Genomic DNA, 26,300 nt, shown 5'->3' on the forward strand with positions numbered 1-26,300 from the left:
CCCTCCCCTCACCTGCCGAAACGGGAAAAAGGCGAGATCCGCCGCTCCGGTTGCCGCCCGTCAGTCCGGGTGATGCGCACCACCTGCTGCTGCTTGGAGCCGAGCCGCAGTTCGGCGGCGGCAAAGAGCCGATCGACGATGTAATAGTTGCCGCGCATGCGGTAGTTGACGAGCTGGTTGCTGCCGTCGGCTCCGACGATGAAGAGCGGCGGCGCCTCGCCCTGGTCGATGCGGCGAGAGAATTCGATATAGACCTTGCTGCCGTCGTCGAAGGCACGCGTCGGTCTCCAGGGCGGCGTGTCGCCAGTAATCGCATAGCGGAAGCGGATGTTCTCGAGCGCCACATTCGACGCCACGGGCGTGGCCGCTTCGGCCTGAGCGTTACGCTGGCGCAGCGCAATGATCTGGTCCTCGCTATAGGTCCACGAGAGAGCCGCCATTGCGGTCTTGTCGGTGCTTTGAAGCTGCAGGTGATAGGTCCGCCGCTCCGTGGTGATCACGAGGTTGGTGCTAAGCCCCGGCGCGAAAGGCTTTACCAGCACATGCGTGCGCTGATTATCTCCGGTGCCGCTAACGGTATCGCCGATGACCCAGCGCACCGTGTCACCGGCCGACACTGACGTCAGCTTCTCACCCGGTTGCAGAGCGATATCGGTGATGCGCTCGGGTGCTGCGTAGAGCTGATAAAGCGCGCCATCGGCAAAGGGATAGACCTGGACCGCATTGACATAGCCGTATTTGGTGGGCTGCTGTGTCGCCGCCTTGTTGGCGTCCGCGACACGTTCTTCTGGGGAACGTTTGTCCTCGACGACCTTGCCTGGATCAGGCTGCAACTGACCGGGCAAAGGCAGCGGCTTCGGCACCTCGACGATCTTGACCGGCTTCTCCGGCGGCTTCTCGATTGCCGCTGCTTTGAAGTCGGCAGCATCATAAGAAAACTCAGGCGGCGGCAACGGCTTCGATGCGCAAGCCGAGACGACGGCTGCCGACGCTGACAGGATCAGCACGGCACGGAGCGATGAGGCTCTATTTCTCATTGGCGGGCTCCTTCGGGGAAACGGATGCAGGTGCTGCGCTGTCGAGCTCACGCGACCAATCGATGGCGTTGATGAAGACGCCGAGCGGGTTGCTGCGCAGCTGCTCGGTATTGCTTGGCGGGCGGATCACGATGGTGAGGATTGCGGTCCAGCGCGCCGTGCTCGCCAGGCTGCCGCGCTCAAAAATTTGCTCGGTCCATTTGACCTGGAACGAGCTGTCGGAGGCCCTGACTACGCTGGTCAACTGCACCGACACGCTGCGTGTGCCGATCTGCCCGAACGGGTCGTTCGCCTTGGCGTATTCGTTGAGGAAGAGTGCTGCGCGGTCGGTGGCAAAGTCGTAGGCTGCTAACCAGTTCTGCCGAACCAGCACCGGATCGGTGGAAACGGAACGGACATTTTGGATGAAGCGGCCGAGATGCCAAGCGATCTGGGCGTCAGTGGGCTCATAGTCCCGGATCGCTGGTGCCACGGCTCGCACCTCACCAAAACGGTCGACCTCGACGACGTAAGGCACGACTCGACTTTGCATCGACTGCCAAACGAGACCAATGGAGAGCCCGGTCGCCAAGGAGAGGCAGCCAAGGGCCATCAGCCGCCAATTGCGGGCCTGTACCCGCGATGCGCCGATGCGCTCATCCCAGAGCTGGCCGGCCTTCTGATACGGCGTGACCGGCTCGGGCGTCTTGCCGTAACGTTGAATGGGTCGTTTGAAGAGCATTTAGTCGTCCTTGTCGTTGAGAGAAGGATTGGCGCTGCCGCCCGGTCTGTCCCCGTCGCGGACAGCCTGCATGGCGGTGTGGCGATGAGCACGGGCGGTCTGTTCGGAACGCATGCGTCTCGCCCAATTGGGCGCGGTATTAGAACCGGCCTGACCTCCGGGCATTGACGCGGTCGGCGCACCGCCGGTCGCGGTCCATGCAGCTTCGCGTCCGGCGTTGGCGCTAGCCCTGAAGCTTCCCGCGGCAGATCCTGCTGCTCGCAGCACGGCACCGCCGGCGGCACTTGCCACGCCCTGCATTCCGGCAGCCACACCGGACAGGCCGGAGTCGGGCGAGGTTGCACGTCCCAACTGCCAGGCCGAGGAAGCTGCCGAACCCATGGTCGTGCCGGCTCTGACGGCGGCAAGCCCGCCGCCAGTTGCCATGCGTGCACCGGCAAAGGCAGCTCCCCCGGCAACAAGCGCCGATCCGGCAGCCGCCGCCGTGGTGCCCAGTGCTGCGCCCGCACCAAGCTGCGGCGCGCCGGAGACAAGACCCGAGGCGATCCCAGGACCAAAAATGCCGAGCCCGAGAAGCGCCAGCGCGCCAAGCACCTGCGACATGGCGGCCGCCAGGTCGGGCTCCTTGCCTTGCAGTGCGGAAGCGAAGTCGCCGAACAGCGTAGAGCCGATGCCCACGATGACGGCGAGCACCATCACCTTTATGCCGGACGAGATCACATTGCCGAGCACGCGCTCGGCCAGAAACGCCGATCGGTTCCACAGCGCGAAGGGCACCAGAACGAAACCGGCCAACGTGGTGAGCTTGAACTCCAGGATGGTGATGAAGAGCTGGATCGAAAGAATGAAGAAGGCGATGATCACCAGGAACCAGGCCACGAGCAGCACGAAGATTGTGAGTGCATTGCCGAAGATTTCCGGGAAACCCAGAAGCTGGCTCGCTTGATCGAGCAGCGGCCAGGCGCCCTGGAAACCGGTGGCGGCGATGCGGCCCGGGTGCAGGAGGTTGTCGGCGGAGAGATTGCCGGAGGACGCGTTGATGCCGAGGCCGGCAAAGGAGCGGTAGATGATGTCGGCGAGGTTCTTGAAATTGTTCAGGATGAAGGCGAAAACGCCGACATAGAGCACCTTGCGGATGAGGCGACCGAGAATGTTGGGCTCGCCGCCGAATGCCCAAGCGAGGCCTGCCAGCGTGATGTCGATGCCAATGAGAGTCGTGGTAAGGAAGGCGACGTCGCCCGAAAGCAGACCGAACCCGCTATCGATATAGCGGACAAAAGTCTCCATGAAGCGATCAATGACGCCAAGGTCGTTCATGCCGCCGCCTTCCTCAGGTTGAAGTGCTAGTGATCAGTTGCCCGAATAGGCGGTGCCGGTGCCCAGGAAGCGCTTTGTCGTCTGGCGGGCGGCTTCCTCGGACTGCGCTTTGCGCGCCGCGTCCTCGGCCTCGGCCCGAAACTGCGTCGCAAGCAGCGTCTGGATCTGCATCTGCTGCTTGGTCGAAAGCGCGATCAGCTGATTGGTGGCCTGGCTTGCTTCGAGCGCACCTGCTGCCCCTTGGCTGCGGTTGACGAGATCGGCAAGCAGGTCGCCGTCGCCGCGGACATTTTCCACGATCTGCGACTGGACATTCATGGTCTGGCGGAACGCCTGCATCGCGCTCTGCCAACGCTCGCGAGCAGCGCTTGCCACGTCGCTGACCTTGATCGTGGCATCGTAGCTTTCTGGATATTGCTGGCGCCACTGGTCCTGAAGCTTGCCGAGATCAAAGCTCAGACCACTTGCCTGGTCCATCAAACCGTCGATCCGTTGCAGCGAACCGGTAAGCTGGCCGACCGAGGAAAAATCCAGGTTCTGGAGGTTGCGGGCCATGTTCTCCAGCATAGTCGCCTGATTCTGCAGCGACTGGATCTGGTTGTTGATCTGTTCCAATGCCCGCGCCGCCGAGAGTACGTTCTGCGCATAGTTCGAGGGATCGAACACGATCAGGGCATAGGCTGGCTGCACATAGTCGGCCAGCGGCTTGGCGATAAGAGAAAGAGTGATCAGGCCGGAAAGAAAACGGCGCCGCATCATGACGATTGCTCCATGTCTGCTTGAGGAAATTGCCGGAGAAGCTCGGCGGCCCAATCGAGGCCGCGCGCATTCAGGAAGTGGAAGGCAAAGCCGCCCTGCCCGTGCTCGGACAGGACGCTATCGATGAGCGTCTGCGTGGCTGGATCGGACGCGCCGCAAAGCGCAAGCGCGATGGGGCCAAGGCCGAGCTCGAAGAGACGGTTGCCGCGACGCGATTGCAAATAGTACTGCCGCTTTGGAGTAGCGCGGGCGACGAGCTCGATCTGGCGTTCGTTCAGACCGAAGCGCTCATAGGCGGCTCGCGCCTGCGGCTCCACGGCACGATCGTTGGGGAGAAAAATGCGCTGCGGGCAGCTCTCGATGATTGCCGGCGCGATCGCCGAGCTCGCGATGTCGGCAAGCGACTGCGTGGCGAAGATCACCGAGACGTTCTTCTTGCGCAGCACCTTCAGCCATTCGCGGATGCGGGCGGCGAAGAGCGGATTGTCGAGATAGACCCATGCCTCATCAAGCATGAGCAGCGTCGGCCGTCCGTCGAACCGCTCTTCGAGACGATGGAAGAGATAGGTGAGCACCGGCAGCACAGCGGCTTGGCTGTGCATCAGCTCCTCGGTCTCGAAACACTGAACATCCGACAAGGCCAGCCGATCGTCGTCGGCGTCGAGCAGCCGGCCGAAGGGGCCATCCAGCGTGTAGGGCATTAAGGCGGACTTCAGCGCATTGGACTGAAGCAGGACCGACAGTCCAGTCAGCGTGCGTTCCTGCGCCGGCGCGGTGGCAAGGCTGCCGAGTGCAGACCAGATTGCCTCCTTCACCTCGGGCGTGACGGAGACGTTCTCATGGGCAATGAGGCTGGCTATCCATTCTGCCGCCCAGCTGCGCGTGACCGGATCGTGGATGTTGCGCAGCGGCTGGAAGGCAAGCGCGCCGTCAGCCCCTAAGGCGTGGTGTTCCCCACCCAAGGCGAGCGTTGCGGCACGAGCGGAATTGCCTTTGTCGAAGACATAGACCTGCGCGCCGGCATATCGCCGAAACTGCAGCGCGATCAGCGCAAGCAGAACCGACTTGCCCGCCCCGGTCGGACCAACGATCAGCATGTGACCGACATCGTCGACATGAGTAGAAAGTCGGAAGGGCGTCGACCCACCCGTCTCGGCGAAGAGAAGTGGCGGCGCTTCGGTCTGGGTGACCTTGGCGAGATGCTCGTTCGCCGCCGGGCCGGCCCACACTGACGACAGCGGCATGAGGTGGGCCAGGTTCAGCGTATGAACGAGCGGCTGGCGAACATTTGCGTAGACGTGGCCGGGCAACGAGCCGAGCCACGCCTCGACCGCATTGACGCTTTCGCGGATCGTGGTGAAGCCGAGCCCATTGACGATGCGCTCGACCGCGCGAAGTTTTTCGGCGGCGGCTTGATGATCTTCGTCCGACACCGTCACGGTCGTGGTGAGATAACCGAAACCGACGTGATCGCCACCCAAGGCCTGAAGCGCTTCGTCGGCATCGAGGGCCTTGTTGTCCGCATCGCTGTCGACCAGCGGAACGGGTTCATTGCTTACAACCTCGCGCAGGATAGCGACGATCGATTTGCGCTTGGCAAACCACTGCCGGCGCAACCGCGTCAGCGCTTTGGTGGCTTCAGGCTTGTCGAGGGGAATGAAGCGCGTCATCCAGCGATAGGCAAAATCCTGGTTGTTCAGCGCATCGAGGATTCCGGGCCGGGTGAGGTTCGGGAACCCGAGGATGGTGAGGGTCCGCAGATGCAGATCGCCCAGCATCGGCTCCAGCCCGCCCGTGAGCGGCGCATCGACCAGAATGCCGTCGAGATAGATCGGCGTTTCCGGCACGGCGACCGGATGCGAGCGCCCCAACAAAAATGTCAGGTTTCACGATGGGAAGGGTCGTGTCCCATCAGGTGGTGTAGCTGAGGGTTATGAAGCCGCTCGCGAGCGCGCCGTTAGTAGCGCTGTAGCGAGTGAGCGGCCTTTCGATGGTCATCGGCGCTTTCCGGTAGGGTTTGGTTGTTGACGCCAACCCATTTCGGAAGGACCACCGATGACCGACGACATGATGAACCTGCGCACGCTCGTGGAGAAGACCCCGGATGCCGATCTGCTGCGCGAGATGATCGGCTTCGCCGCCGAGCGGCTGATGGAATTGGAGGTGGGCGCGGCCACCGGTGCCGGCTATGGCGAGAAGACTCCGCTGCGGCTCGCTCAACGCAACGGCTATCGCGAGCGGGATTGGGAAACGCGGGCGGGAACCGTCGAACTTCGCATTCCCAAGCTCAGGAAGGGGTCCTACTTCCCGGGCTTCCTCGAGCCGCGCCGCATGGCCGAGGAGGCGCTCACCGCCGTCATCCAGGAAGCCTATGTGCAGGGCATCTCGACGCGCTCGGTCGACGATCTGGTCAAGGCGATGGGCATGAGCGGCATCTCCAAGAGCCAGGTCTCGCGGCTGTGCGAGGAGATCGACGGCAAGGTGAAAGCCTTCCTCGAGCGGCCGATAGAGGGGGATTGGCCATACTTGTGGATCGATGCCACTTACCTGACGGTGCGCCGCGGTGGGCGCATCGTATCGGTCGCCGTCATCATCGCCGTCGGCGTCAATGCAGACGGCCGGCGCGAGGTGCTTGGCATGGAGATCGTGCCTCGGAGGCCGAGCCGATCTGGACCGAGTTCCTTCGCAAGCTGACACGTCGCGGCCTGCGCGGCGTCAAGCTCGTCGTCTCAGACGCACATGAAGGCCTCAAGGCGGCCGTCACCAAGGTGCTGTGCGCCACTTGGCAGAGGTGCCGCGTCCACTTCATGAGGAACGTGCTGGCGCACGCCGGCAAGAGCGGCCGCAGGGTCGTCGCGGCCTTCATCGCCACCGCCTTCGCCCAGGAAACGCCCGAGACCGCGAGCACCCAATGGCGTGCCGTGGGTGATCAGATCCGGCCCAAGGTCCCTAAGCTGGCGACAATCATGGATGACGCCGAGCCCGACGTGCTGGCCTATATGACCTTCCCGAAGGAACATCGCGCCAAGCTCCACTCGGCGAATCCGATCGAGCGTCTCAACGGCGAGATCAAGCGACGCACCGAGGTCGTCGGAATCTTCCCGAACGACGATGCGATCGTGCGCCTCGTCGGGGCGCTGCTGCTCGAACAGAATGATGAGTGGGCCGTCCAGCGAGCCCGCTATATGACCCTTGAGACGATCAGCCAAATGAGTGATGATCCCCTCATCAGCCTGCCAGCCGTGGCACGCTGATCAGCCCGGCCCATGCCGGAGAGCTCGGCGACCAATGCCGCCAGCTACACCACATCCCGGGACATGATCATGGGAAGAGCGGACTTCAAGGGCGACATTGAGACGCGAAGCTGCCGTTAAGACTGAGCTAATTTTTGAATGCGCGTCGAGTCGGAGGCGGGGCTCGGCGCAGGCTGATCAGAAGTGACCCTCACTTCCTCCAACATTTGGATAGATCGCAATCTGTGCCCGCCGCGAAAAAGCGGCCAACCCTAGAGGCCACGAGATCGAAAGCCATTTTAGTTGATCTTGTAGGTGCGTAACAAACAACGGCGTAACAATCGTCAGAAAAAAGTTAATATTTTCAATAGCGTAAGGGTCAAATCAAACGACGCCTTGTCCGCCAGCGGGCGCCACTGCGCGCCCCGACGGGAGATGCGAGGGTGGCCTGTGAATAGACCTTTCTCAACTGCCATGGCGAAACCGGGGGCGCCGCCTGCATCACGTATACTGGTGAACCCTCGCGACAGCATGCACCCAATACGCGGGAAGACTTGGCCGCTATCAGATAGGGAAGCAGTCCTTGGAGCGCGCTCACGTCGTCTTCCAGCATCTGGGCTCAACTAGCGGAGCCTTCCCTTAGGTTACCCTCGGCGGGTGTCGCCTTTGGCACAGCTTTGTGAAGGTGCAAAGAACAGGATGACCTATGGCCACGCGGTTGACGCATGGTTCCTCATAGTCCAGGGTCCTTAAATCGGTTTAGCCCGAGCGCGACCCACTTTTGAAAAATGCAGGATAACGTAGCTGGAACCAAAAAAGGTAGCGGGGTCCGGAAGGGGCCAGACATCAATGTGGACTTGATCGCGGTTGTCGCCGCCGTGACCGACACTAAGCCGTGTGTCCTGACCATCGGGCAGCAGGATGTCTTGCCGTCCGGTCCCTTCGAATTCAGTCATCGTTCCCTGCAGTCGGGCTTGAGGGACTGGGTCGAGCAACAGACGGGCCACCCGTTAGGCTACATCGAGCAGCTATATACCTTCGCTGACCGCGACCGAATCGGTGCTGACCGCGAGCAGCGCAACATTTCCATCAGCTATCTCGCACTGACTAGACAGGACGCGATGGCCGTGTCGCGCAAGTCTCATTGGAAAAGCTGGTATGAATATTTTCCCTGGGAAGACCACCGATCCGGCACGCCGGAGGCGCTTGGCATATTGCGGCCGCGCCTCATTGCATGGGCGAAAAGCGGAAGCGACGCGGCGGCGCGACGTGAACGCCGACAACGTTCGGCAATAGCCTTCGCGTTCGACGACCGTCCCTGGAACGAGGAACTCACGCTGCAGCGCTATGAACTACTGTATGAAGCCGCGCTGGTCGGAGAGGCTGGTGGCGCGCTTGATTCGGTACCCGCTGCGACTGTGTGCGGCAAGACTATGGTAGGCGACCATCGCCGTATCCTCGCAACCGGCATCGCGCGGCTTCGCTCCAAGATCAAATACCGGCCGGTTGTGTTCGAACTCATGCGACCGACCTTCACGCTGCTCCAGTTGCAGCGAACGGTGGAGGCGCTCGCCGGCAGGCTGATCAACAAGCCGAACTTCCGCAGGCTTGTCGAACAGCAAGAGCTCGTTGAGGAGACTGGCGAGACCTCTCTCGATACGGGCGGCCGGCCGGCAAAGCTTTTTCGGTTCCGCCATGTGGTCCACGACGAACGGGCAGTCATTGGGACAAAATTGCCGCTGTCCCGGGCTTGACAGACTTTATAGTCAACGTGGATATATACCCCTTATAGCCAGATGGACTATAAGCGGAGGCGTCGATGACCGCGGCATTACCAACGGCTGCGGCCCTTTATGAACGCGTCCGGCGCGTTATCCCGCCGATCGAATGGTCGGCCTTTTCCAATGACATCGAAGCCATCCTGGCGCTGAAGCGCAAGCGCAATTCGGTAATCCTCGCGCACAATTATCAGACACCCGAGATCTTCCATTGCGTGGCTGACATCGTCGGCGACAGCCTAGCGCTCGCTCGCAGGGCGATGTCGGTCGATGCGGACGTCATCGTGCTCGCCGGGGTCCATTTCATGGCCGAAACCGCCAAGCTCCTCAATCCCGACAAGACCGTACTCATTCCCGACCTCGCCGCGGGCTGTTCGCTGGCCGACTCGATCACCCCCGAGGACGTGCGGCTGATGCGGCAGCGCTATCCCAACGTGCCAATCGTGACCTATGTCAACACATCCGCGGCGGTGAAAGCCGAGTCCGACATCTGCTGCACCTCGGGTAATGCGCTCGCAGTGGTGAAATCGCTCGGCGCTCCTCGGGTGATCATGCTGCCCGACGAGTATCTGGCAAAAAACATCGCTGCCCAGACCAAGGTCGAAATCATCGCCTGGAAGGGGCGCTGTGAGGTGCACGAGCGCTTCACCGCGGCGGACATCCGCGAGCTGCGCGAAGCGCATCCGGGCGTCACTGTGCTGGCCCATCCCGAGTGCCCGCCGGAGGTTGTCGCCGGAGCGGATTTCGCAGGCTCGACGGCGGCGATGGCGGACTATGTCGGGCAGCACAAGCCCGCGCGGGTTGTGCTGATGACCGAATGCTCGATGAGCGACAACGTCGCGGTCGAGCATCCGGACATTGAATTCGTGCGCCCGTGCAATCTGTGCCCGCACATGAAGCGCATAACGCTCGCCAATATACGGACAGCGCTTGAGGAGAACCGTCACATAGTCACGATCGATCCGCGTGTTGCGGAGCGAGCCCGCTGGGCCGTCGAGCGCATGCTCTTCGTATGACGCCATACATCCATGACATTGGCGGGGCGCCGGTCATTGTCGGCGCCGGCCTTGCAGGCCTGATGACGGCGCTGCATTTGGCGCCACAACCGGTTGTCCTTCTCTCCAGGACGCCGCTCGGAACCGAAGCATCCACCACGCTCGCCCAGGGCGGCCTAGCAGCCAGCCTCGGCGAGGACGACGGCACGGAATTTCACCTCGCCGATACGCTTGCCGCCGGTGATGGTCTTTGCAACGAACAAGTGGCTAGGCGGGTAGTCGAGGCTGTACCTGAAGCTATCCACCACCTCATACGGTTGGGAGCTCCCTTCGACCGCGCGTTGGACGGAAAACTGCAGCTTGGTCTGGAGGCGGCGCATTCGCGTCGCCGCATTGTGCATGCCGCCGGGGACGCCACCGGTCACGAGTTGTTCCGCGCGCTGCTCGCTGTGGCGCGGCGGACCCGCTCGATCACGATCATGGAAGGCGTAACAGCCCTTCACCTGGTCGTTTCAGGGGGCAGCATCGTCGGCTTGCTGGCTGTCCTTAACGGCAGCGTCTTCGCGTTGCCCACTCGCCGAGTAGTGCTTGCGTCCGGGGGAATAGGTGGCCTGTTTCGTGACACGACGAACCCGCTTTCCTCGTTTGGACACGGCCTCGCTCTGGCCGCCTGTGCCGGCGCGGAGCTCGCCGATCTCGAATTCGTGCAGTTTCATCCGACAGCGCTCGATACTCTGCGTCGGCCAATGCCCCTTGTGAGCGAAGCGGTGCGCGGCGAAGGGGCCGTTCTCGTCGACGAGCGCGGTCACCGCTTTCTCACCGGAGTGCCCGGGGCCGAGCTTGCAGCGCGTGATGTCGTCGCTCGGGCGATTTGCGATCAGCTGGCGGAGGGACATCGTGTGTTCCTCGACGCCCGACAATGCCTCGGACAGAAATTCGCAAAACGCTTCCCGGCGATAGACGCCGCTTGCAAGCACGCCGGCATCGACCCGGCCCTCGAGCCGATTCCGGTGCGACCGGCGGCGCACTACCACATGGGCGGTGTGGCCGTAGATGCTGAGGGACGAAGTTCCGTCTCCGGCCTGTGGGCATGCGGTGAGGTCGCTTGCACCGGACTGCATGGCGCGAACCGGCTCGCCAGCAACTCGCTGGCTGAAGCAGTCGCGACAAGTGCTTGGGTTGCGGCAAGCGTCGCCGGCACCTGCGCGGGCTGGCAGTGGCCCAGGCTTCCGGCGGTCGTTCCCTTGCGACCCGACCCTTCACCTATACGTCAACTCGTCTCCAATGCGCTTGGCATTGTCCGCAACGGCAATGCGCTGCGCGACGCCCTTGTAACTCTCCTTCCGATAGCTGTTGGCGACACGGCCGCGGCCGACCCGGCGCTGGTGGCGCTGCTGATTGCGATCGCAGCCCTTAGGCGCGAGGAGAGCCGCGGTTCGCACTGCCGCTCCGATTTCCTCGGGCGCGCTGCTGCCGCCCTCCCCTCGCGTCTGACGCTCAGCACGGCCTTTGAGAATGCCGTCGCGCTCAGTTGGCAAGCCTCCGAAAGGGGCCGTTGATATGACTTCACTTGCACCGCTTCCCCAGATCATCATGGAACCTATCGTGCGCAATGCCCTTCTGGAAGATCTGGGCAGAGCCGGCGACATCACCAGCGATGCGATCATTCCCGCCGATTGCAAAGCGACATTTGCGTTGAACACACGGCAAGCTGGCGTCATTGCCGGGCTCGATCTGGTCATGTTTGCCTTCCTCCTCGTCGATCCTGCAATCAGCATGCAGCTGCGCTGTCCCGAGGGGGGCAGAGTTTCGGCCGGGGAAACCATAGCGAATGTCAGCGGCCCAGCGCGCAGCCTGCTGACGGCCGAGCGGACAGCGCTCAATTTCCTTTGCCGGCTGAGCGGCATTGCGACTGCTACTGCCGCGCTCGTCGAGGCAGTGCGCGGGCATAACGCAAAGATCGTGTGCACAAGAAAGACGACGCCCGGCCTGCGTGTCCTGGAAAAATACGCCGTGCGTGCCGGTGGCGGCGCCAACCACCGTTTTGCGCTAGACGACGCCGTACTCATCAAGGACAATCACATCGCCATTGCCGGCGACATTCGTACCGCGATCGAGCGCGCGCGCGGCGCCATAGGCCACATGGTCAAGATCGAGGTCGAAGTCGACACGCTGGAGCAGCTGGAGATGGCGCTTTCAGCGGGCGTCGACGCCGTACTCCTCGACAACATGTCCGTCGAGGACCTTGCCCAGGCTGTCGCAATGGTCGGCGGCCGCGTAATTACGGAAGCCTCCGGTCGGATAACACGGGCGAGCGTTGCTGCTATAGCGGCGACCGGCGTCGACTTGATTTCGGTTGGTTCGCTGACCCACAGCGCTTCGATCCTGGACATCGGGATGGATGTGCCGGTCGATAGCAACTGCAGCAGGCGTCTGAACTGATGGCGCGGACATGAACCGGTTCTTCCCGGCAAACCCGGTCGCAACCCGGCCAGCGCCAAGCCTTCGAGGCGCATGCAAGCGACCGTACGCTGCGGGCGATGGGATGTGTTTGCGAGGGCGAAAGATGACAGATACTGAACGAACAGAAGGTCGTGACGAAGCACTTGGCTTTATCGTCTGCCGGCTCGATGAACTGCGCCAGGTGGCGGCTTCTCACAGGTTGGAATTTCTCGGTTATCTGCTGGACGTCGCCTTCACCGAATCCTGCGACGCGATCAGAAGAGAGCGTTCCTCCGCTCAAGGCAAAACAATGGATACGCCGGTCTGCGCCGATGACATGAGTTGAGCAGACGGGCGCAGCAGCTATAGCTGCTTGGTGAGCGGGAGAGCAGAAGCCCCCCATGTCGCGATCACCGCAGGGACGTACAAAACATCGACGCGAGTAGCCGAGTCGCGTGCTGTGGGAGGAAAAGATGCGCAAGATCATCGCGGGCAAGCTGCACGGCATCCACGTCACCGAGGCCAATCTCGACTACCACGGCTCGATCACGCTCGACCCCGAGCATTGCGAGGAGGCGGGCATCCTGCCGATGGAAGTCGTCGATATCTGGAATAAGAATTTCGGCGCAAGGATCTCGACCTACGTCATCCTCGGCGAACGCGGATCGCGCTACTGCATTCTCAATGGCGCCGCCGCCCGCACCTGCCAGCCAGGCGATCAGGTCATCATCTGCAATTCGGTCTATGTGCACGAGAGGGAGTTGACCGCGCTCAAGCCGCGTGTGCTGACGTTCGACAAGGACAATCGCGTCGTCGACCATCTGATCTATTCGGTCGAGCGCGATGCGGTCGGGGGATACAGCTTTTCGATACTCGACGTCGCTAATAAGCCGCTCTCTATACCCGCGCTTGTTGCCAAATCGAAATTTAGCCCGGCGGCCGATTTTCCGGATTGCCGACCGCCGAATACCCGCGAAGGGAAAGCGGAATGAACCCGCAGCTACATGTTGACTGGCGAGCCGATCAGCCCAGGCTGCCCGCAATGGAACCGGAAAGCGGAGCAGGCTATCTACGACCTGCCTTTCAGCGACCTGCTGTTCCGAGCCCAGGATCCATCGGCAGAATTTCGATCCCAACCGGGTGCAGTTGTCTCGCCTGCTCTCCATCAAGTGACATCGTCGTTGGCGACCAGGACGGCGTAGTTGCCTTCCCCCAAGCCATTGCTACCGAACTCCTTGCGACAGTTCGTGCCAGGAGAGTAGGAAGAAGATATCCTCCGCAGCATCCGCGAAGGAAGTTATAATGATGCTTATAGCAAGCCGGCCGTTTCCAGCCCTTGGGCTTTGGGGGCATTTATCATTTCAAACCAGCATCAGGGTTAGCGCGGCTTCAAACCAGCTGCGTAATAAACTGCGTAACACGCGGCGCGGAATTCAATGGAGTAGCCGCTAAATCGAAAGACGCTCTCTCCGCCATTTTCGGTTTGGAGCATCAAGCTCGGAGCCGCCAAATTCGAGAGCAGACAAGAGTTCTTCCCGTCGGAGGATCGGCGGTAGCGGACTTCGACTCGTCCCCCGAGGTCATGCCGCGATCGCCAAACGATCCTGTTTGTACGCCTAGGCCGTAATTCACCGCACTGTTCGACCCACCTCTCTTCCGGAGGTCGCCGTCACGATCTAGATCCTAATCGCTGCACAGAATTCCGGCCGCAAAGTCGCGGGCGCAGCAGGTGGGCGCGGTCATGAAAAGCGACTCCCTTTCCTACCCTCCTCGGGGTCTCTCACGCGAAGAAGCCGCCCGTTATATTGGCGTGGGCGTAACCAAGTTTGACCAAATGGTCGCCGACAGCCGCATGCCAAAGCCTAAGAAGGTTGACAGCCGTGTGATTTGGGATCGCCTGAAGCTCGAAGCTGCGTTTACCGAACTACCTGGAGACGATGAAGAGAATATCGTCGACTTCCTGTTGCAAGGGAATCATCGCAGGGAATAGATTCATTCTCCCATGACCGACAAATATCCCGGCCTTTCCTCCTACACCGATCGCCACGGAAAAATTCGCTGGCGCTATCGGACGAAGGAGCGTGTCGTTAGTCTGCCGGCCCCTAACCAACCCGGTTTCAAGGATGCCTACCAAGCAGCGGTCGAGGGCAGGAAAGTCCCCAAGGCCGCCGTCGTCCAAATGCCCGGAGCTGCCCTGCCCGGCACGTTTGGAGCCGCCTTTCAAAGGTTGAAGATCTCAGTCAAGTGGCTGGCGCTAGACGAGGCCAGCAAGCGCAAAAACTCGCGGCTGATCGAAGAATTTTTGGAACTGCGGGTGGTCCCGGATCACCCGCTTGTCTGGCGGAACGTACCGGTTAGGAACCTTCGACGCATCCATGTTGAAGAGCTTCTTGGCCGCTTCATCGCCACGCCTCACAAGGCCAAGCACCTGCTGGTGGGCATACGCAAGCTGGTCTATGTCGCGCTGCGGCAAGACTGGATTGAAATCGACCCCACAGCGGCCGTCGAATGGCGGCCCGCCTATGCCGGCTGGAAAGCATGGTCGCGTGAGGCCATGGCGCAATTCGAAAAGCGTTGGCAGCTCGGCACCGCAGCGCGCACCTGCTACGGATTGGCGCTTTGGCTCGGCAACCGCCGCGGCGACGTCGCGGGCCTGCGCTGGGATCAGAGAGTCACTCGTCGTGTGTTCATCGATGGCGTCGAGCGTCACTTCGATGGGTTTGATATCGTTCAGGCCAAGAACAAGGGACGAACTGGTGGCAAACGGCTTTTTGTGCCGATCACACCGATGCTGTCTGAGATCCTGGATGCGGCCCGCGGGCGCGGCGAGACCGTTCTGGTCAACGGCTACGGCGAGCCGTTCTCCGCCAAGTCGCTGACGGGAATGATGGCGCATTGGTGCAAGCTTGCCGGCCTGCCGAAGGGCCTGACCTTGCACGGGCTGAGGAAGTCGCTCGGCGTCTATCTCGCGGAGGCAGAGGCCTCGACCCGGCAGCTCATGGACGTGCTCGGCCACGATGACATCGACCATGCGGAGCTTTACTCACGCGAGGCATCGCAGGTTCGGCTGGCGGTGCAGGGGATGGACCGAGTCGTTCGCCTAGTAACCCGCAAGCCGATGCTTGGCGAACCTATTGGCGAACCTCGTGGCGAACCGCCCTATAAAGCATTGATAAATAACGATAATGGTGGGCCCGGAGGGACTCGAACCCCCAACCAAGCGGTTATGAGCCGCCGGCTCTAACCATTGAGCTACAGGCCCCACGCGGGCTGGCTTAGTGTTTTTCGCCGCCCGGCACAAGGCTTTCGAAAGCGCTGGCGGCAAATGCCAAAATCAGCTCATATTCGCTCCGTAAAGCGGCGTGCGCGCCCATCAAGCGCGTGAACTGGTCCGGGCTGCCCGCAACGCCGGGAATCGATGCCTTTTTCGAGCCGGGCAGAGGTGGTGGGATACCGGATCGCAGATTTCGAGGAGTTTTCATGACCAGATATCTTTTGCCTGTCGCGCTCGCTGCCGCGATCGCGTTTCCGGCGCTGGCAAGCGCCGCCGACACGCAGCCGCCTCCGCGCATTGTCGTCTCGGGCGAAGGCGAAGCGACTGTCGCGCCGGACATGGCGATCCTGACGCTCAGCGTCATGCGTGAGGCAAAGACCGCGCGCGCCGCGCTCGATGCCAACAATGATGCCATGGCGGCCGTGATCGCGGCGATGAAATCGGCCGGCATTGCCGATCGCGACCTGCAGACAGCCGGCATCCAGATCAATCCGCGCTACAATTACACCAACAAGGCGGACGGCAGCCAGGAAGCCGAGCTCGTTGCCTACCAGGTGACGAACACACTGTCGGTGCGCGTGCGCGACGTCGACAAGACCGGCGACATCCTCGACAAGGCGGTGTCGCTCGGGGTCAACCAGGGCGGCGGCATCGCCTTCACCAACGATGATCCGAAGGCCACCATCACCGAGGCGCGCAAGAAGGCGGTTGCCGACGCGCTCGCCAAGGCCAAGACGCTCGCCGCGGCCGCCGGCGTCAACCTTGGCAAGGTGATCGAGATCACCGACCAGAACGTCGCGCCGGCGCCGATGCCGCTAAACGCCAAGGCTTTCGATGCCGCCCGCGCCGCCGTGCCGGTGCAGGCCGGCGAGAATTCCTACACCGTCCAGGTGACCGTCACGTTCGAGCTGAAATAGCCCGCCCGCTTCTGCTAATCGGACAAAACTAAACCCCGGAGGACGACCCTCCGGGGTTTATCTGAGCCGCGCTTCAGCACTGGCCGAAGGGGCTCCACTACTCACAGGTGACCCTCAGCGAGTCCCTTCTACCAGCCTCGCAGAAGGTCAGCTGGTCCTGCAGAGGATCATGCCAAGCCGGTCCTCGCAGGCTCCAGAAAAGCCTCAGCGATAGATGATCGGGCAGCCACGCTCGTTGGCGAAGACCACCACCACGCGGTCGCCATACTGACGGCCGGCCACCTTCACCGTTCGGCGGCTGATGTCGACGATGCGAACGCGGTGCAGGCCCATACGCTCGGCCTTGTCGAGCGCGCGGTCCGGCGAGCAGCCGCGGCGGCGCCAGTCGCGATCGCGGCGGTAATAGCCATCATCGCCGGTGTAGACGCCGAAGCGCGGATCGTGATTGTTGCCGAAGCCGAGATAGAGGCTGTCCGCATGCGCCGCCGGGATGGCGCCGAGCGTGCCAAGCCCGACAAGGGCCGAAAGGGCTGCCGTCTTGATCTGGTTGAACATTGTCTCTCTCCTTGTTGTGGGCCTCTCGCCCTTGAACGGATGATTGGCGAACCAATGATTACAAAATGCCTTTTTGTGTCTGAACTTTGTGCGAACCGGCCGTTCATGTCCGGTTCATGTGGAAGAAACGCAAAACCCTCACCCGAATGCACTTCCAAATCTGACGCGGGGAACGCGTCACCGAGGCCCCAGTTCCCTCGAGTTTCAAGATGCGAAGCCGCCAGGCTTCGTCATCAAGATGCGAACCCGTCAGGGTTCGTCATCAAGTTGCGGACCCGTCAGGGTTCCTCATCAAGATGCGAACCCGTCAGGGTTCGTCATCAAGCACATAATCAAAATAGTCGTCCGGCTCGGCGAGATCCGTTTCCTTGGCCTTCACCCGGCCGCGGATCGAGATCCCGGCCTCATGCACGGTCTCCGCGCTTCCCGAAACCAGTTTGTGCCACCAGTAGAGGTCGTGTCCCTCGGCGATGAGCCGGTAGGCGCATGTCTTGGGCAGCCAGGTGATGGTGCGCACATTCTGCGGTGTCAGTCCGACGCAATCGGGCACGCGCGCCAGCCGGTTCGCATAATCCGAGCAAAGGCATTTTTCGGCGTCGAACAGCCGGCAGCCGACGCTCGTCCAATAGATTTCGCCGGTATCCTCGTCCTCGAGCTTGGACAGGCAGCATTTGCCGCAGCCGTCACAGAGTGATTCCCATTCGGCCGGCGTCATGGCCTCGAGCGTCTTGGTTTTCCAAAATGGCGCATTCATGCGGCTGGATTTGGCCCTCCGGGACCTGTCGGTCAAGCACTGCTGTCACAGTGACCCATTATCAACATTAGAAAAACACGAAATTGCCTTCAAAAGGCCGGCCGGGCATCCTTGGCTGACAACAATGCCCGGCGGAACCAATTGATGCTGTTGAAAGTTTGGGCAGGGATGGGACCCCAGTAGGAGAAAATCGATATGAAACGCCAACCACGGATTCTGGCAGGTACGGCAATCGGCCTGCTAATGGCATCCGCGCCGTTGGGCGCGTATCCGCTGCAGGCCGATCTCGGCCCTTCGCGGGGGACGCCGTTTATCCTAGCGCAGTCGAACTGCGCCGAAGGCCAATCGGCTGAGGAATGTGCGCAAGGCCAGCAGGGGCAAGCCGAGCAGCCGAGGAAAAAGAAGCGCGAGCAGCAGACGGAATCGGCGCCGGCCGAACAGTCCGCCGAGCCCGAGCAGAAGCCGCGCCGGAAGCGGCAGGACCAGCAGCAGTCCGGCCAGGCGGAAGAGGCGGCCCCGGCGGAGCAACAGCTCAAACCGCGCAAGAAACGCGATCAACAGCAGCAGATTGAGGCAGCCCCTGCCGATCAGGGCGGACCGGCTGCGACCGACGAGCAGCAACCGCGCAAGAAGAAGCGCCAGCAGCAGACCGAAACCGCTCCGGCCGAGCAGCCGGCCGAACAGGCCGCGCCGGCGAGCGACGAACAGCAGCCGCGCAGGAAGAAGCGCCAGCAGCAGCAAACCGAAACGGCGCCGGCAGAGCAGCCCGCCGAACAGGCGGCGCCGGCGAGCGACGAACAGCAGCCGCTCAGGAAGAAGCGCCAGCAGCAGCAAACCGAGACCGCACCGGCCGAGCAGCCTGCCGAACAGGCGGCGCCGGCCAACGACAACACGCCGCAGGACAAGCTGCGCAGGAAGAAGCGGGATCAGCAGCAAACCGAGACCGCCCCGGCCGAGCAGGCGCCGAAGACCGAAGCCCCTGCCGGCGAAGCGCAGCAGGCCGAGCCGATGCAGAACAAGCAGCAAGCAGCACCGGCAGAAGGCGAACAGCCTCTGGACAAGACCAAGCGTAGAAAGACGGTCGGCGAGCAGCCCGGCACCGGTCAGGCGGTGACGGGAGAGCAACCTTCGACCAAGCAGCCCTCCAGCGAAGGCCAGGCAACCACCCAGCCCGCTACCGGTGAGCAGCCGGCTGAAGGCGGCGCGAACGCTGGCGCCGCACAGGGCGAAGCCCCTGCCAACGCGAACGAGGCTCCCATTCTCGACAGCCAGAAGGATGTCGTTCGCAAGCGCAAGGGCCGCCAGCCGGCCGGCCAGAACGAGAATGGCCAGGCCGGTGTCGAGCAAGGCGGCAACCAGGCTGGACAGCAGGGCGGCAATCAGGCCGAGCAGCGGCCTGCCGCGGTCGATCAGGGGCCGCCGCCCACCGACGACAAGGCGGCCCAGCAGGCGATCAAGCCTGAGAAGCTTGTTCCGGTCACCGAGGAAAAGGGCAAGCGGATCGAGCTTACGCCCGAGCAGGTGGTCCGCGAGCGCCGCCGGCCCCAGGGCGCGGATGTGGTGAAGCAGTTCGGCGACCGCGTGATCCTCCAGTTCAACAACCAGACTTTCGTGGAAAGCAACGAGGCTCCTCGCATCACCCGTGGCGCCAGGGACGTCTATTACGAGGATCTGCCGCGCGGCCGCACCCGCGAGACCGTCGAGCGCGAGAATGGCGTCAAGATCGTCACCATCCGCAACCGCAATGGCGACATTGTCCAGCGTTCGCGCATCACGCCTGACGGGCGCGAATATGTGCTGAGCTATGTCGACGAGCGCTATTACCAGGATGTCGACGACTGGCGCGATCCAGGCGACGACCTGCCGCCGATGCGTCTCGACATATCGCGTCGGGACTACATCCTGGATTCGGAAGAAGTCGAGGATCCGGACGAGTATTACACCTTCCTCGAGCAGCCGCCGGTGGAGAGGGTGCAGCGTCTCTACTCGATCGACGAGGTCAAGCGCTCGGCCCGCGTGCGCGACATCGCCCGGCGTATCGACCTCGACACGCTCAACTTCGATTTCGGCTCGGCGACTCTTTCCGACACCGAAGTGCAGAAGCTCGAAGGCGTGGCCACCGCCATGGACAAACTTCTCAAGAAGAACCCGGCCGAGACCTTCCTGATCGAGGGCCACACCGACGCCGTCGGTACGCCTGACGCGAACCTCGCACTGTCGGATCGGCGCGCCGAGGCGGTCGCCGAAGCGTTGACCAACGCTTTCGGCGTCCCGGCCGAGAACCTCACGACACAGGGCTATGGCGAGGAATATCTCAAGGTGAATACGTCTAGCCCGAACCGCGAGAACCGTCGTGTCGCCATCCGCCGCATCACCTCGCTGGTGGCGCCTGTGGCGAGCAACGAGCAATGACTTCAAGGTCCTGAGCCGATTTTCGGAATCAGCGCGACAAGATTGGGCCCGTCCGGATCCGGACGGGCCTTTCTCTTGAAATTCAAGAAGAATTGTCCCGCTCATCCCGGCGTGCTCATTGAATCGCCGCATTGCGGCACCCAGATTCCAGTCAGGGCGTTCCCTGCCCTGTCCCGACTCCAGCGGGACACATGAGCCCCGCCGGCGCCCCTCTCCGGCGGGGCTTTATTAAGTCCACCTGCCCGAAATACGGCGGAACCCCACAGAGCAATTCCAGGAGAATGCGCAGCGGTTTTCGGAATTGCGTAGATCAGGGCGAAACCGCCCCGGAACATCTCAGGAAGCGTCTCGAACTCGCGTCGAATCCGTCGAAAGGCAGGAAGGGCGCCGCGGAATGAGGCGGCCGCGGGCTGTCAGTAGATCCTTCTGACCTTCGTCGGCGAGTTGGCGAACACTTCGTCCGGCACGAAGAAATCGCCGGCAAGCTGATCCGCCGCGCCTGGCGCATAGACCGAAAAGTCCGTGACGCCCTCGGCCCGCAGCACCTCTTCGTCGATGTAGAAATTGCCGGTCGCCTCGCGCGCCGGCCGCAGGAAGATCGCGCGCGCGGCATCGGCCATGATGTCGGGCGAGCGGCTCATCGCAGCCACCGTGGCGCCACCCAGGAGATTGCGCACGGCGGCCGTGTCGATGGTCGAGATCGGCCATAGCGAATTGACGGCGATGCCGTCTTTGGCGAACTCGGCGCTCATGCCGAGCGTGCACATCGACATGCCGAACTTGGCCATCGTGTAGGCGACGTGGTTCTTGAACCACTTGGCCTTCATGTCGAGCGGCGGCGCCAGATTCAGGATGTGAGGATTGTTTGCCAACTTCAGGTGTGGAATGCACATTTTGGACACCAGGAACGTGCCGCGCGTGTTGATCTGTTGCATCAGATCGTAGCGCCTCATGTCGGTCTCCAGCGTGCCGGTAAGCTGGATGGCGCTGGCATTGTTGACGCAGATGTCGATGCCGCCGAACCGCTCGACGGTCTTTGCCACCGCCTCGCCGACCTGAGCCTCGTCGCGGATGTCGCAAAGCACCGGCAGCGCCTTGCCGCCGGCCTGCTCGATTTCTTCGGCCGCGCTGTAGATCGTGCCCGGCAGCTTCGGATGCGGCTCGGCGGTTTTGGCTGCAATCGTCACATTGGCGCCGTCGCGCGCCGCACGCAACGCGATCGCCAACCCAATCCCGCGCGATCCGCCCGAGATGAACAGCGTCTTTCCCTTGAGCGACATGTCTCGGCTCCCTCTGCAACAGGGAGGCAACTTGCGCGGCGGGCAGCCGTGGCGCAAGGCCAAAGGCACCGGACCGAGGTTACGCAGCGTCGTGCTGAAAGGGTCTAGACCAGCACCAGCCCTTGCCGCATCGCGATGGCGATCGCATCGGTGCGGTTGGCGGCGCCGAGCTTGATCAGGATCGCGGCGACGTGGAATTTCGCCGTGTGGACGGAGATGTTGAGCCGCCGGGCGATTACCTTGTTGGGCGCGCCTTCCGCCAGCAGCGCCAGCACTTCAGCTTCGCGCGGCGACAACGCCGCGCGGGGCTGGTTGTCGTCGGGCGTCTCGTCCTCGGACACCCCCGCGTGGAACTCGCCATGTGCACCAAGATCTGACGGTCCTGCGCGGCTGATGCGATAGCCGGACGCCGCCAAGCGCAAGGCGGCGGCAATCAGCAGGCCGTCGGCGGACGCCGGCAGCGTCGCAAACACATTGCCGCCCGGCCTTTCATGGCTGGCGCGGCGCGAGAGCAGCACACATGGCGTTGCCGGGCTCACGGCCCGGCTTTCCGAAGCAGCCTCATCGACCAAGGCGACATCCGCCGTTTGACCCATGCCGCTCCCGGCGAGGATCGGCAGCAGGTCCTCGCTCGCCGCAAGCGCATCGACCAGTTGCTCGGCTCGCGCCGCGTCGCCGAGCGCGATCAGCACCGTCAGCCGGTTGCTTGCCGGCTCCGGTCGAGCAATCGTTTGTATCGCGCTGCTTGCCATCGGCCCTCTCAGCTCAGCGGCTTTTCGCCGATGGTGATCGAAACATCGCGCTCAGCGCCGCCACTCAAGATACCGAGCGTCACGGTGGTGCCGGCGCTGTCCGGCCCGAGCTTGCGGATCAGCTCGCGCGGCCCATGCACGGCCTCGCCATTCCAGGCGACGATGATGTCGCCGACATGCAGGCCGGCGGCTTTCGCCGGGCCGCTGTCGTCGAGGCTCATCACCATGGCGCCGTGGGTGGTGTCGCCGTAGCGGATCGGGTGCAGCCCGGCGCCGAGATAGCCGCGCGCGACATGTCCCTTCTGGCGCAGCGTCGCGACCGCCCGCTCGATCGTCTCGTAAGGCATGACCAGCGCCCGCCGGCGCGGCCCGAACAAGAGCATGCCGATCAGGCCGCCCTTGGCATCGAGCACCGGACCGCCCTCGAAGCGGCCGCCGGCGTTGATGGCCAGATTGATGCGCCGTTCGATCGCGCCGCCGCGCATCGAGCGCCAGGCGGACCCGACCTCGCCGACCGTGCCAAAGACCGCAAGTGCTGCCCCTTCGCTACTGCCGACGGCGATCGCCACATTGCCGGGGCGCACGGCAGCGGCCTCAGCCAGTTGCGGCAGACCGGCGGCGGCGGAAGCCGGCTTCAGCAGGGCAACGCCCGTCGAAGGATCGCGGCCGGCAAGCTCGGCCTTCACAGTTTCGCCCGAGGCCAGCGTCAGCTCGATCTCCTCTCCGGCTTCGACCACTTCCTCCGCGGTAACAAAGAAGCCGTCGCGCCAGTGGAAGGCGCTGGCGGTGCCGTGGTGATGCGTAGCGAAGCTTGCCAGCGCCGGCGCGGCGGCCGCCGCGACATCGGCAACGGCATCGGAAAAGGCACTGAGGTTGAAGTTGCTCATATCGATGATCTCCTGGGTTCTGTGACCCAGATATCGCTCCATGGCGCTGCCGCGGATACTCGCCTGACGGCTAGTCGAGTGCCTGACTGGCCATGTGGTCAGGTCGCGGCAATTGCTGCCGCTCCGCACATATAGGCATCGTTTGCGCCAGATCACACGGGAGCCCACCCATGGCCTTCGCCGTCGAAAAACTCCAATCCGATGACGCCTTGCTCGACGCCTACTCGGCGACGGTCGCTGACGCCGTCGATCGAATCGGACCGGCCGTGTGCCGCATCGAGCGCATTGGTGCCGGCGGCCATGGCTCGGGCTTCGTGATCGCTCAGGACGGGCTGGTCGTCACCAATTTCCACGTCGTCGGCGACGCCCGCGACGTTCGCGTCACGATGCCGGATGGCGCTTCGCGCGAGGGGCGCGTGCTTGGCCGCGACCCCGACACCGACATTGCGCTGGTGCGCGCCGACGGCAGCTTTGCCGACATCGCCCCGCTCGGCGATTCCAAGCGCCTCAGGCGCGGCCAGATCGCGATCGCCATCGGCAATCCGCTCGGCTTCGAATGGACCGTCACCGCCGGCGTCGTCTCGGCGCTCGGCCGCTCGATGCGCGCCTCGACCGGCAGGCTGATCGACGACGTCATTCAGACCGATGCCGCGCTCAACCCCGGCAATTCCGGCGGACCGCTGGTGTCGTCGGCCGGCGAAGTCATCGGCGTCAACACCGCCATGATCCACGGCGCGCAAGGCATTGCCTTCGCGGTCGCCTCCAACACCGCCAATTTCGTCATTTCCGAGATCATCCGCTTCGGCCGCGTGCGCCGCGCCTTCATCGGCGTCTCTGCCGATACGACCAACCTGCCGCGCCGTGCCGCACTTCTCTCGCAGGTCACGACCAACACGGCCGTGCGCCTGCGCAGTGTCGAGAAGAACGGCCCCGCCGCGAGGGCTGGCCTGAAGGAAGGCGACATCATCGCCGCTATCGACGGCCGACCGGTCACCGGCGTCGATGATCTCGTGCGCATGCTCGACGCCGAACGTATCGGTCGCGAGACGCTCTGCACCGTCGTGCGCCGCACCGGCGTCAGCCAGGTCGCCGTGACGCCGGTGGCGCGGACGAACTGAGACCCGCTGACTGGCCTAGCTCCCGGCCGCGCCATTGGCGTATTGCGCCAGGAATTCTTCGCTCGGCGCAATAGGCTTGATCACGTCGATCAGTACGCCGTTGGGATCCTTGGTGATGAAATGGCGCTGGCCGAAGGGCTCGTCGCGCAAGGTACGCAGGATCGGCAGGCCTGCGGCGACGATGCGCTCATAGACGGCGTCGGGATCGCGGACCTCGAAATTAATCAGCAGGCCGGACGTGCGTCCCCGGCCCTCCTCAGGGATCGTCTCATGGTCCCCGTCGACGATGCCGAGATTGACGCGGCGATCCTCGGCCGACTGCAGATGGACGTACCAGTCGCTGTCGAACAGCGCCTTGAAGCGGAAATGCTCGACATAAAAGGCGGCCGTGGCGGCGACGTCGCTGGTCATCAGCACCGGATAATAGCTGGTCGTCTTCATCTTTCTTTCTCCTGCCATCCGACATACAGTCTGTATGTAAATGCAAATAACATACAGGCTGTATGTATGCAACAAGAGTCTGGACACCGCTCCAACCGCGACCGCACCGAGGCGACGCGCGCCGATCTGATCCGCGCGGCGCGCAAACTGTTCACGGAAAAATCCTATGCGGAGACGGGCACGCCGGAGATCGTGGCCGCCGCCGGCGTGACGCGTGGGGCGCTCTATCATCATTTTGCCGACAAGCAGGCGTTGTTCGCCGCGGTCGTCGATCAGGAGGCAGCGACCGTCGCAGCGGAGATCGACCGCGCCTCCCCCGCCTCGCTCTCGGCCCGCGATGCCTTGATCGCCGGCTCCGACGCCTATCTCGCGGCGATGCGCGCGCCCGGCCGCACTCGGCTTTTGCTGCTCGATGGACCGGCCGTGCTTGGCCGCGCGGCGATGGACGAGATCGACAACCGCCACGGCAACCGCTCGCTGCGCGAAGGCCTGGCTGCAGCCATGCGCGCGCGCTCGATGGTCAAGCTGCCGGCCGAGGCGCTGACCGCCCTGCTGGCCGCCGCCTTCGATCGTGCGGCTTTGGCCATCGAGGCCGGCGCATCGGTCGAGGATTATCGCGCCGTGATGATCGCGCTCATGGACGGCTTGTCTCCGGCTCCTCCTCCGTCCAAACGCCCGGTTCCAGCTCGTTGAAGCAGCCGAGCTGCCGCTTGAACTCGTCGATGAGCCACGAAGCCGCCGGCTTGGGGCTGCGGTCGTTGCGGTGCATCGCGTACATCGGCGCACGCACCTCGCGATAAGGCTCGAGATCGAGCTCGACCAGCCGCCCGCTGGCGATGTCGTCGGCAATCAGCCAGCGCGGCAGCCCGCCCCAGCCGAGACCCTCACGCATCAGGGCGTGCTTGGTGCGCACATCGGTCAGCCGCCAGGTGCGATAGGCAAACACGCCATAGTCGCGGCCCCGCGTCCGCTCCGACTGGTCGGAGACGACAAGCTGGATGTGGTCGCGCAGATCTTCGATCGCAATTGGCGTCGGCAGTTTCGCCAGCGGATGGTCGGGTGCGGCAGCCGGCACCAGCGAGATGAAGCCGATGCGCAGCAGATTGACGTCCGCATCGCCTTGCAGGCCGCCAAAGCCGAGGTCCGACTGGCCGTTGACGACCTGATCGACGATCAGGCCGAGCGAACCGATATAGAGGCGCAGCATCACCGCCTGGAACTGGGCCTCGAAAGCCTTGAGCACCCGCACGAGCGCCGGCGAAGGCAGCGCCACGTCGACCGACAGGCTCACTTCCGCCTCCAGCCCTTGCCTATAGCCGTCGGCGCGCGAGCGGATGCGCTGCAGCACACCGATCATGCGCCGCGCGTCCTCCAGCATGGCCTTTCCGACATCGGTCAGCTGCGGCTCGCGCAGGCCTTCGCGCTCGAACAGTTTCAGGCCCAGTTGCGCTTCCAGGTTGGCGATGCCGTAGCTCACCACCGACTGCGCCCTGTTTAGTTTGCGCCCCGCGGCCGAGAAGCTGCCGGTGTCGGCCACCGCCACCAGGATCTGCAATTGGTCGAGCGTCGGATTTGGCTGCATGATCAATCCACATTCTCGATGGATACTATGCAAATAATACCAGTTT

25 protein-coding genes, 1 tRNA gene and 3 pseudogenes are annotated in these 26,300 nt (G+C 63.1%); 14 read left to right on the plus strand and 15 right to left on the minus strand.

What is annotated here, in order from left to right; all coding sequences use genetic code 11:
- Positions 1-8 precede the first annotated feature (8 nt).
- Genes trbG through trbE form a run of 5 tightly spaced genes read right to left on the minus strand, consistent with a single transcriptional unit; the run spans position 9 to position 5,708 of the window.
- Positions 9-1,037, minus strand: coding sequence for a P-type conjugative transfer protein TrbG (trbG, locus tag CK221_RS25275; protein WP_095779679.1), 1,029 nt, complete (start codon positions 1,035-1,037; stop codon positions 9-11).
- Positions 1,027-1,758, minus strand: a complete 732-nt coding sequence (gene trbF / locus CK221_RS25280) for a conjugal transfer protein TrbF (RefSeq protein WP_095779680.1) — start codon at positions 1,756-1,758, stop codon at positions 1,027-1,029. Before trbF ends, trbG begins: the two co-directional genes overlap by 11 nt.
- Positions 1,759-3,075 (minus strand): P-type conjugative transfer protein TrbL, encoded by a 1,317-nt coding sequence (gene trbL, locus CK221_RS25285; RefSeq protein WP_095779681.1) that lies wholly within the window; start codon positions 3,073-3,075, stop codon positions 1,759-1,761.
- Positions 3,076-3,108: 33 nt separating this feature from the next.
- Positions 3,109-3,834 carry a P-type conjugative transfer protein TrbJ gene (gene trbJ / locus CK221_RS25290; RefSeq protein WP_095779682.1) on the minus strand — a complete coding sequence of 242 codons (726 nt, stop codon included), beginning with the start codon at positions 3,832-3,834 and terminating at the stop codon, positions 3,109-3,111.
- Positions 3,831-5,708, minus strand: a complete 1,878-nt coding sequence (gene trbE, locus CK221_RS25295; protein WP_245430744.1) for a conjugal transfer protein TrbE — start codon at positions 5,706-5,708, stop codon at positions 3,831-3,833. The genes trbJ and trbE overlap by 4 nt, the downstream gene beginning before the upstream one ends.
- A 181-nt stretch (positions 5,709-5,889) precedes the next feature.
- Here trbE and CK221_RS25300 point away from each other — a divergent pair.
- The 10 genes and pseudogenes from CK221_RS25300 to CK221_RS30895 form a co-directional block, all read left to right on the plus strand.
- Positions 5,890-7,088 (plus strand): annotated as a pseudogene (locus tag CK221_RS25300) (IS256 family transposase).
- 767 nt (positions 7,089-7,855) lie between these two features.
- Positions 7,856-8,821, plus strand: a complete 966-nt coding sequence (locus CK221_RS25305; RefSeq protein WP_095779683.1) for a hypothetical protein — start codon at positions 7,856-7,858, stop codon at positions 8,819-8,821.
- Positions 8,822-8,886: 65 nt separating this feature from the next.
- Positions 8,887-9,861, plus strand: a complete 975-nt coding sequence (nadA, locus tag CK221_RS25310) for a quinolinate synthase NadA (RefSeq protein ID WP_095779684.1) — start codon at positions 8,887-8,889, stop codon at positions 9,859-9,861.
- The gene (locus CK221_RS25315; RefSeq protein ID WP_095779685.1) at positions 9,858-11,399 is read left to right on the plus strand and encodes an L-aspartate oxidase; all 1,542 of its coding nucleotides are present in this window, start codon (positions 9,858-9,860) and stop codon (positions 11,397-11,399) included. The genes nadA and CK221_RS25315 overlap by 4 nt, the downstream gene beginning before the upstream one ends.
- Before the next feature lies 1 nt (position 11,400).
- Positions 11,401-12,282 carry a carboxylating nicotinate-nucleotide diphosphorylase gene (nadC, locus tag CK221_RS25320; protein ID WP_095779686.1) on the plus strand — a complete coding sequence of 294 codons (882 nt, stop codon included), beginning with the start codon at positions 11,401-11,403 and terminating at the stop codon, positions 12,280-12,282.
- 124 nt (positions 12,283-12,406) lie between these two features.
- Complete coding sequence (locus CK221_RS25325) at positions 12,407-12,628, plus strand: hypothetical protein (RefSeq protein WP_095779687.1); 222 nt, start codon at positions 12,407-12,409, stop codon at positions 12,626-12,628.
- Positions 12,629-12,755: 127 nt separating this feature from the next.
- Entirely contained in the window at positions 12,756-13,274 is a 519-nt protein-coding gene (gene panD, locus CK221_RS25330) for an aspartate 1-decarboxylase (protein ID WP_095779719.1), read from the plus strand.
- 12 nt (positions 13,275-13,286) lie between these two features.
- Positions 13,287-13,452, plus strand: a pseudogene (locus CK221_RS30890) (biotin synthase); the annotation flags it as partial.
- Between the two features lie 571 nt (positions 13,453-14,023).
- On the plus strand, positions 14,024-14,272 hold the full coding sequence (locus CK221_RS25345) for a hypothetical protein (protein ID WP_095779720.1): 249 nt from the start codon (positions 14,024-14,026) through the stop codon (positions 14,270-14,272).
- A 564-nt stretch (positions 14,273-14,836) separates the two neighbouring features.
- A pseudogene (locus CK221_RS30895) lies at positions 14,837-15,277 on the plus strand (tyrosine-type recombinase/integrase); the annotation flags it as partial.
- 191 nt (positions 15,278-15,468) lie between these two features.
- On the opposite strand, the gene CK221_RS25355 reads toward CK221_RS30895, so the two are convergent.
- Together CK221_RS25355 and CK221_RS29985 are read right to left on the minus strand one after the other, a co-directional pair.
- Positions 15,469-15,544, minus strand: a tRNA-Ile gene (locus CK221_RS25355).
- A 13-nt stretch (positions 15,545-15,557) separates the two neighbouring features.
- Positions 15,558-15,764 carry a hypothetical protein gene (locus tag CK221_RS29985; RefSeq protein ID WP_143749102.1) on the minus strand — a complete coding sequence of 69 codons (207 nt, stop codon included), beginning with the start codon at positions 15,762-15,764 and terminating at the stop codon, positions 15,558-15,560.
- On the opposite strand from CK221_RS29985, the gene CK221_RS25360 reads away from it, so the two are divergent.
- Positions 15,763-16,473 carry an SIMPL domain-containing protein gene (locus CK221_RS25360; RefSeq protein ID WP_095779688.1) on the plus strand — a complete coding sequence of 237 codons (711 nt, stop codon included), beginning with the start codon at positions 15,763-15,765 and terminating at the stop codon, positions 16,471-16,473. The two genes, CK221_RS29985 and CK221_RS25360, sit on opposite strands and share 2 nt — an antisense overlap.
- A 204-nt stretch (positions 16,474-16,677) precedes the next feature.
- Here the strand turns inward: CK221_RS25360 and CK221_RS25365 are convergent, their stop codons facing one another.
- From CK221_RS25365 to CK221_RS30900, 3 genes are all read right to left on the minus strand, one after another.
- Positions 16,678-17,028 carry a hypothetical protein gene (locus CK221_RS25365; RefSeq protein ID WP_095779689.1) on the minus strand — a complete coding sequence of 117 codons (351 nt, stop codon included), beginning with the start codon at positions 17,026-17,028 and terminating at the stop codon, positions 16,678-16,680.
- Positions 17,029-17,335: 307 nt separating this feature from the next.
- A complete protein-coding gene (locus CK221_RS25370) occupies positions 17,336-17,782 on the minus strand; it encodes a YcgN family cysteine cluster protein (RefSeq protein WP_066994651.1) in 447 nt (148 codons plus the stop codon).
- Between the two features lie 315 nt (positions 17,783-18,097).
- Positions 18,098-18,808: a hypothetical protein gene (locus tag CK221_RS30900; RefSeq protein WP_245299583.1), complete on the minus strand. Its 711-nt coding sequence runs from the start codon at positions 18,806-18,808 to the stop codon at positions 18,098-18,100.
- Here CK221_RS30900 and CK221_RS30905 point away from each other — a divergent pair.
- Positions 18,791-20,194 (plus strand): OmpA family protein, encoded by a 1,404-nt coding sequence (locus CK221_RS30905; RefSeq protein ID WP_245299582.1) that lies wholly within the window; start codon positions 18,791-18,793, stop codon positions 20,192-20,194. The two genes, CK221_RS30900 and CK221_RS30905, sit on opposite strands and share 18 nt — an antisense overlap.
- A gap of 413 nt (positions 20,195-20,607) precedes the next feature.
- Here CK221_RS30905 and CK221_RS25380 read toward each other — a convergent pair whose 3' ends face one another.
- The 3 genes from CK221_RS25380 to CK221_RS25390 all read right to left on the minus strand — a co-directional run bounded on the left by CK221_RS25380 (position 20,608) and on the right by CK221_RS25390 (position 23,113).
- Complete coding sequence (locus tag CK221_RS25380) at positions 20,608-21,474, minus strand: NAD(P)-dependent oxidoreductase (protein ID WP_095779690.1); 867 nt, start codon at positions 21,472-21,474, stop codon at positions 20,608-20,610.
- A gap of 104 nt (positions 21,475-21,578) precedes the next feature.
- The gene (locus CK221_RS25385) at positions 21,579-22,226 is read right to left on the minus strand and encodes a LuxR C-terminal-related transcriptional regulator (protein WP_095779691.1); all 648 of its coding nucleotides are present in this window, start codon (positions 22,224-22,226) and stop codon (positions 21,579-21,581) included.
- Between the two features lie 8 nt (positions 22,227-22,234).
- On the minus strand, positions 22,235-23,113 hold the full coding sequence (locus tag CK221_RS25390) for a S1C family serine protease (RefSeq protein ID WP_095779721.1): 879 nt from the start codon (positions 23,111-23,113) through the stop codon (positions 22,235-22,237).
- A gap of 170 nt (positions 23,114-23,283) precedes the next feature.
- On the opposite strand from CK221_RS25390, the gene CK221_RS25395 reads away from it, so the two are divergent.
- Positions 23,284-24,231, plus strand: a complete 948-nt coding sequence (locus tag CK221_RS25395) for a trypsin-like peptidase domain-containing protein (protein ID WP_095779692.1) — start codon at positions 23,284-23,286, stop codon at positions 24,229-24,231.
- 15 nt (positions 24,232-24,246) lie between these two features.
- Here CK221_RS25395 and CK221_RS25400 read toward each other — a convergent pair whose 3' ends face one another.
- Positions 24,247-24,672: a VOC family protein gene (locus CK221_RS25400; RefSeq protein WP_095779722.1), complete on the minus strand. Its 426-nt coding sequence runs from the start codon at positions 24,670-24,672 to the stop codon at positions 24,247-24,249.
- Positions 24,673-24,738: 66 nt separating this feature from the next.
- Between CK221_RS25400 and CK221_RS25405 the strand changes: the two genes are divergently transcribed.
- Entirely contained in the window at positions 24,739-25,365 is a 627-nt protein-coding gene (locus tag CK221_RS25405) for a TetR/AcrR family transcriptional regulator (protein ID WP_095779693.1), read from the plus strand.
- Here CK221_RS25405 and CK221_RS25410 read toward each other — a convergent pair.
- Positions 25,307-26,254: a LysR family transcriptional regulator gene (locus CK221_RS25410; RefSeq protein ID WP_095779694.1), complete on the minus strand. Its 948-nt coding sequence runs from the start codon at positions 26,252-26,254 to the stop codon at positions 25,307-25,309. The two genes, CK221_RS25405 and CK221_RS25410, sit on opposite strands and share 59 nt — an antisense overlap.
- Positions 26,255-26,300 lie beyond the last annotated feature (46 nt).

This window comes from Mesorhizobium sp. WSM3868, assembly GCF_002294785.1.
Lineage (GTDB): Bacteria > Pseudomonadota > Alphaproteobacteria > Rhizobiales > Rhizobiaceae > Mesorhizobium.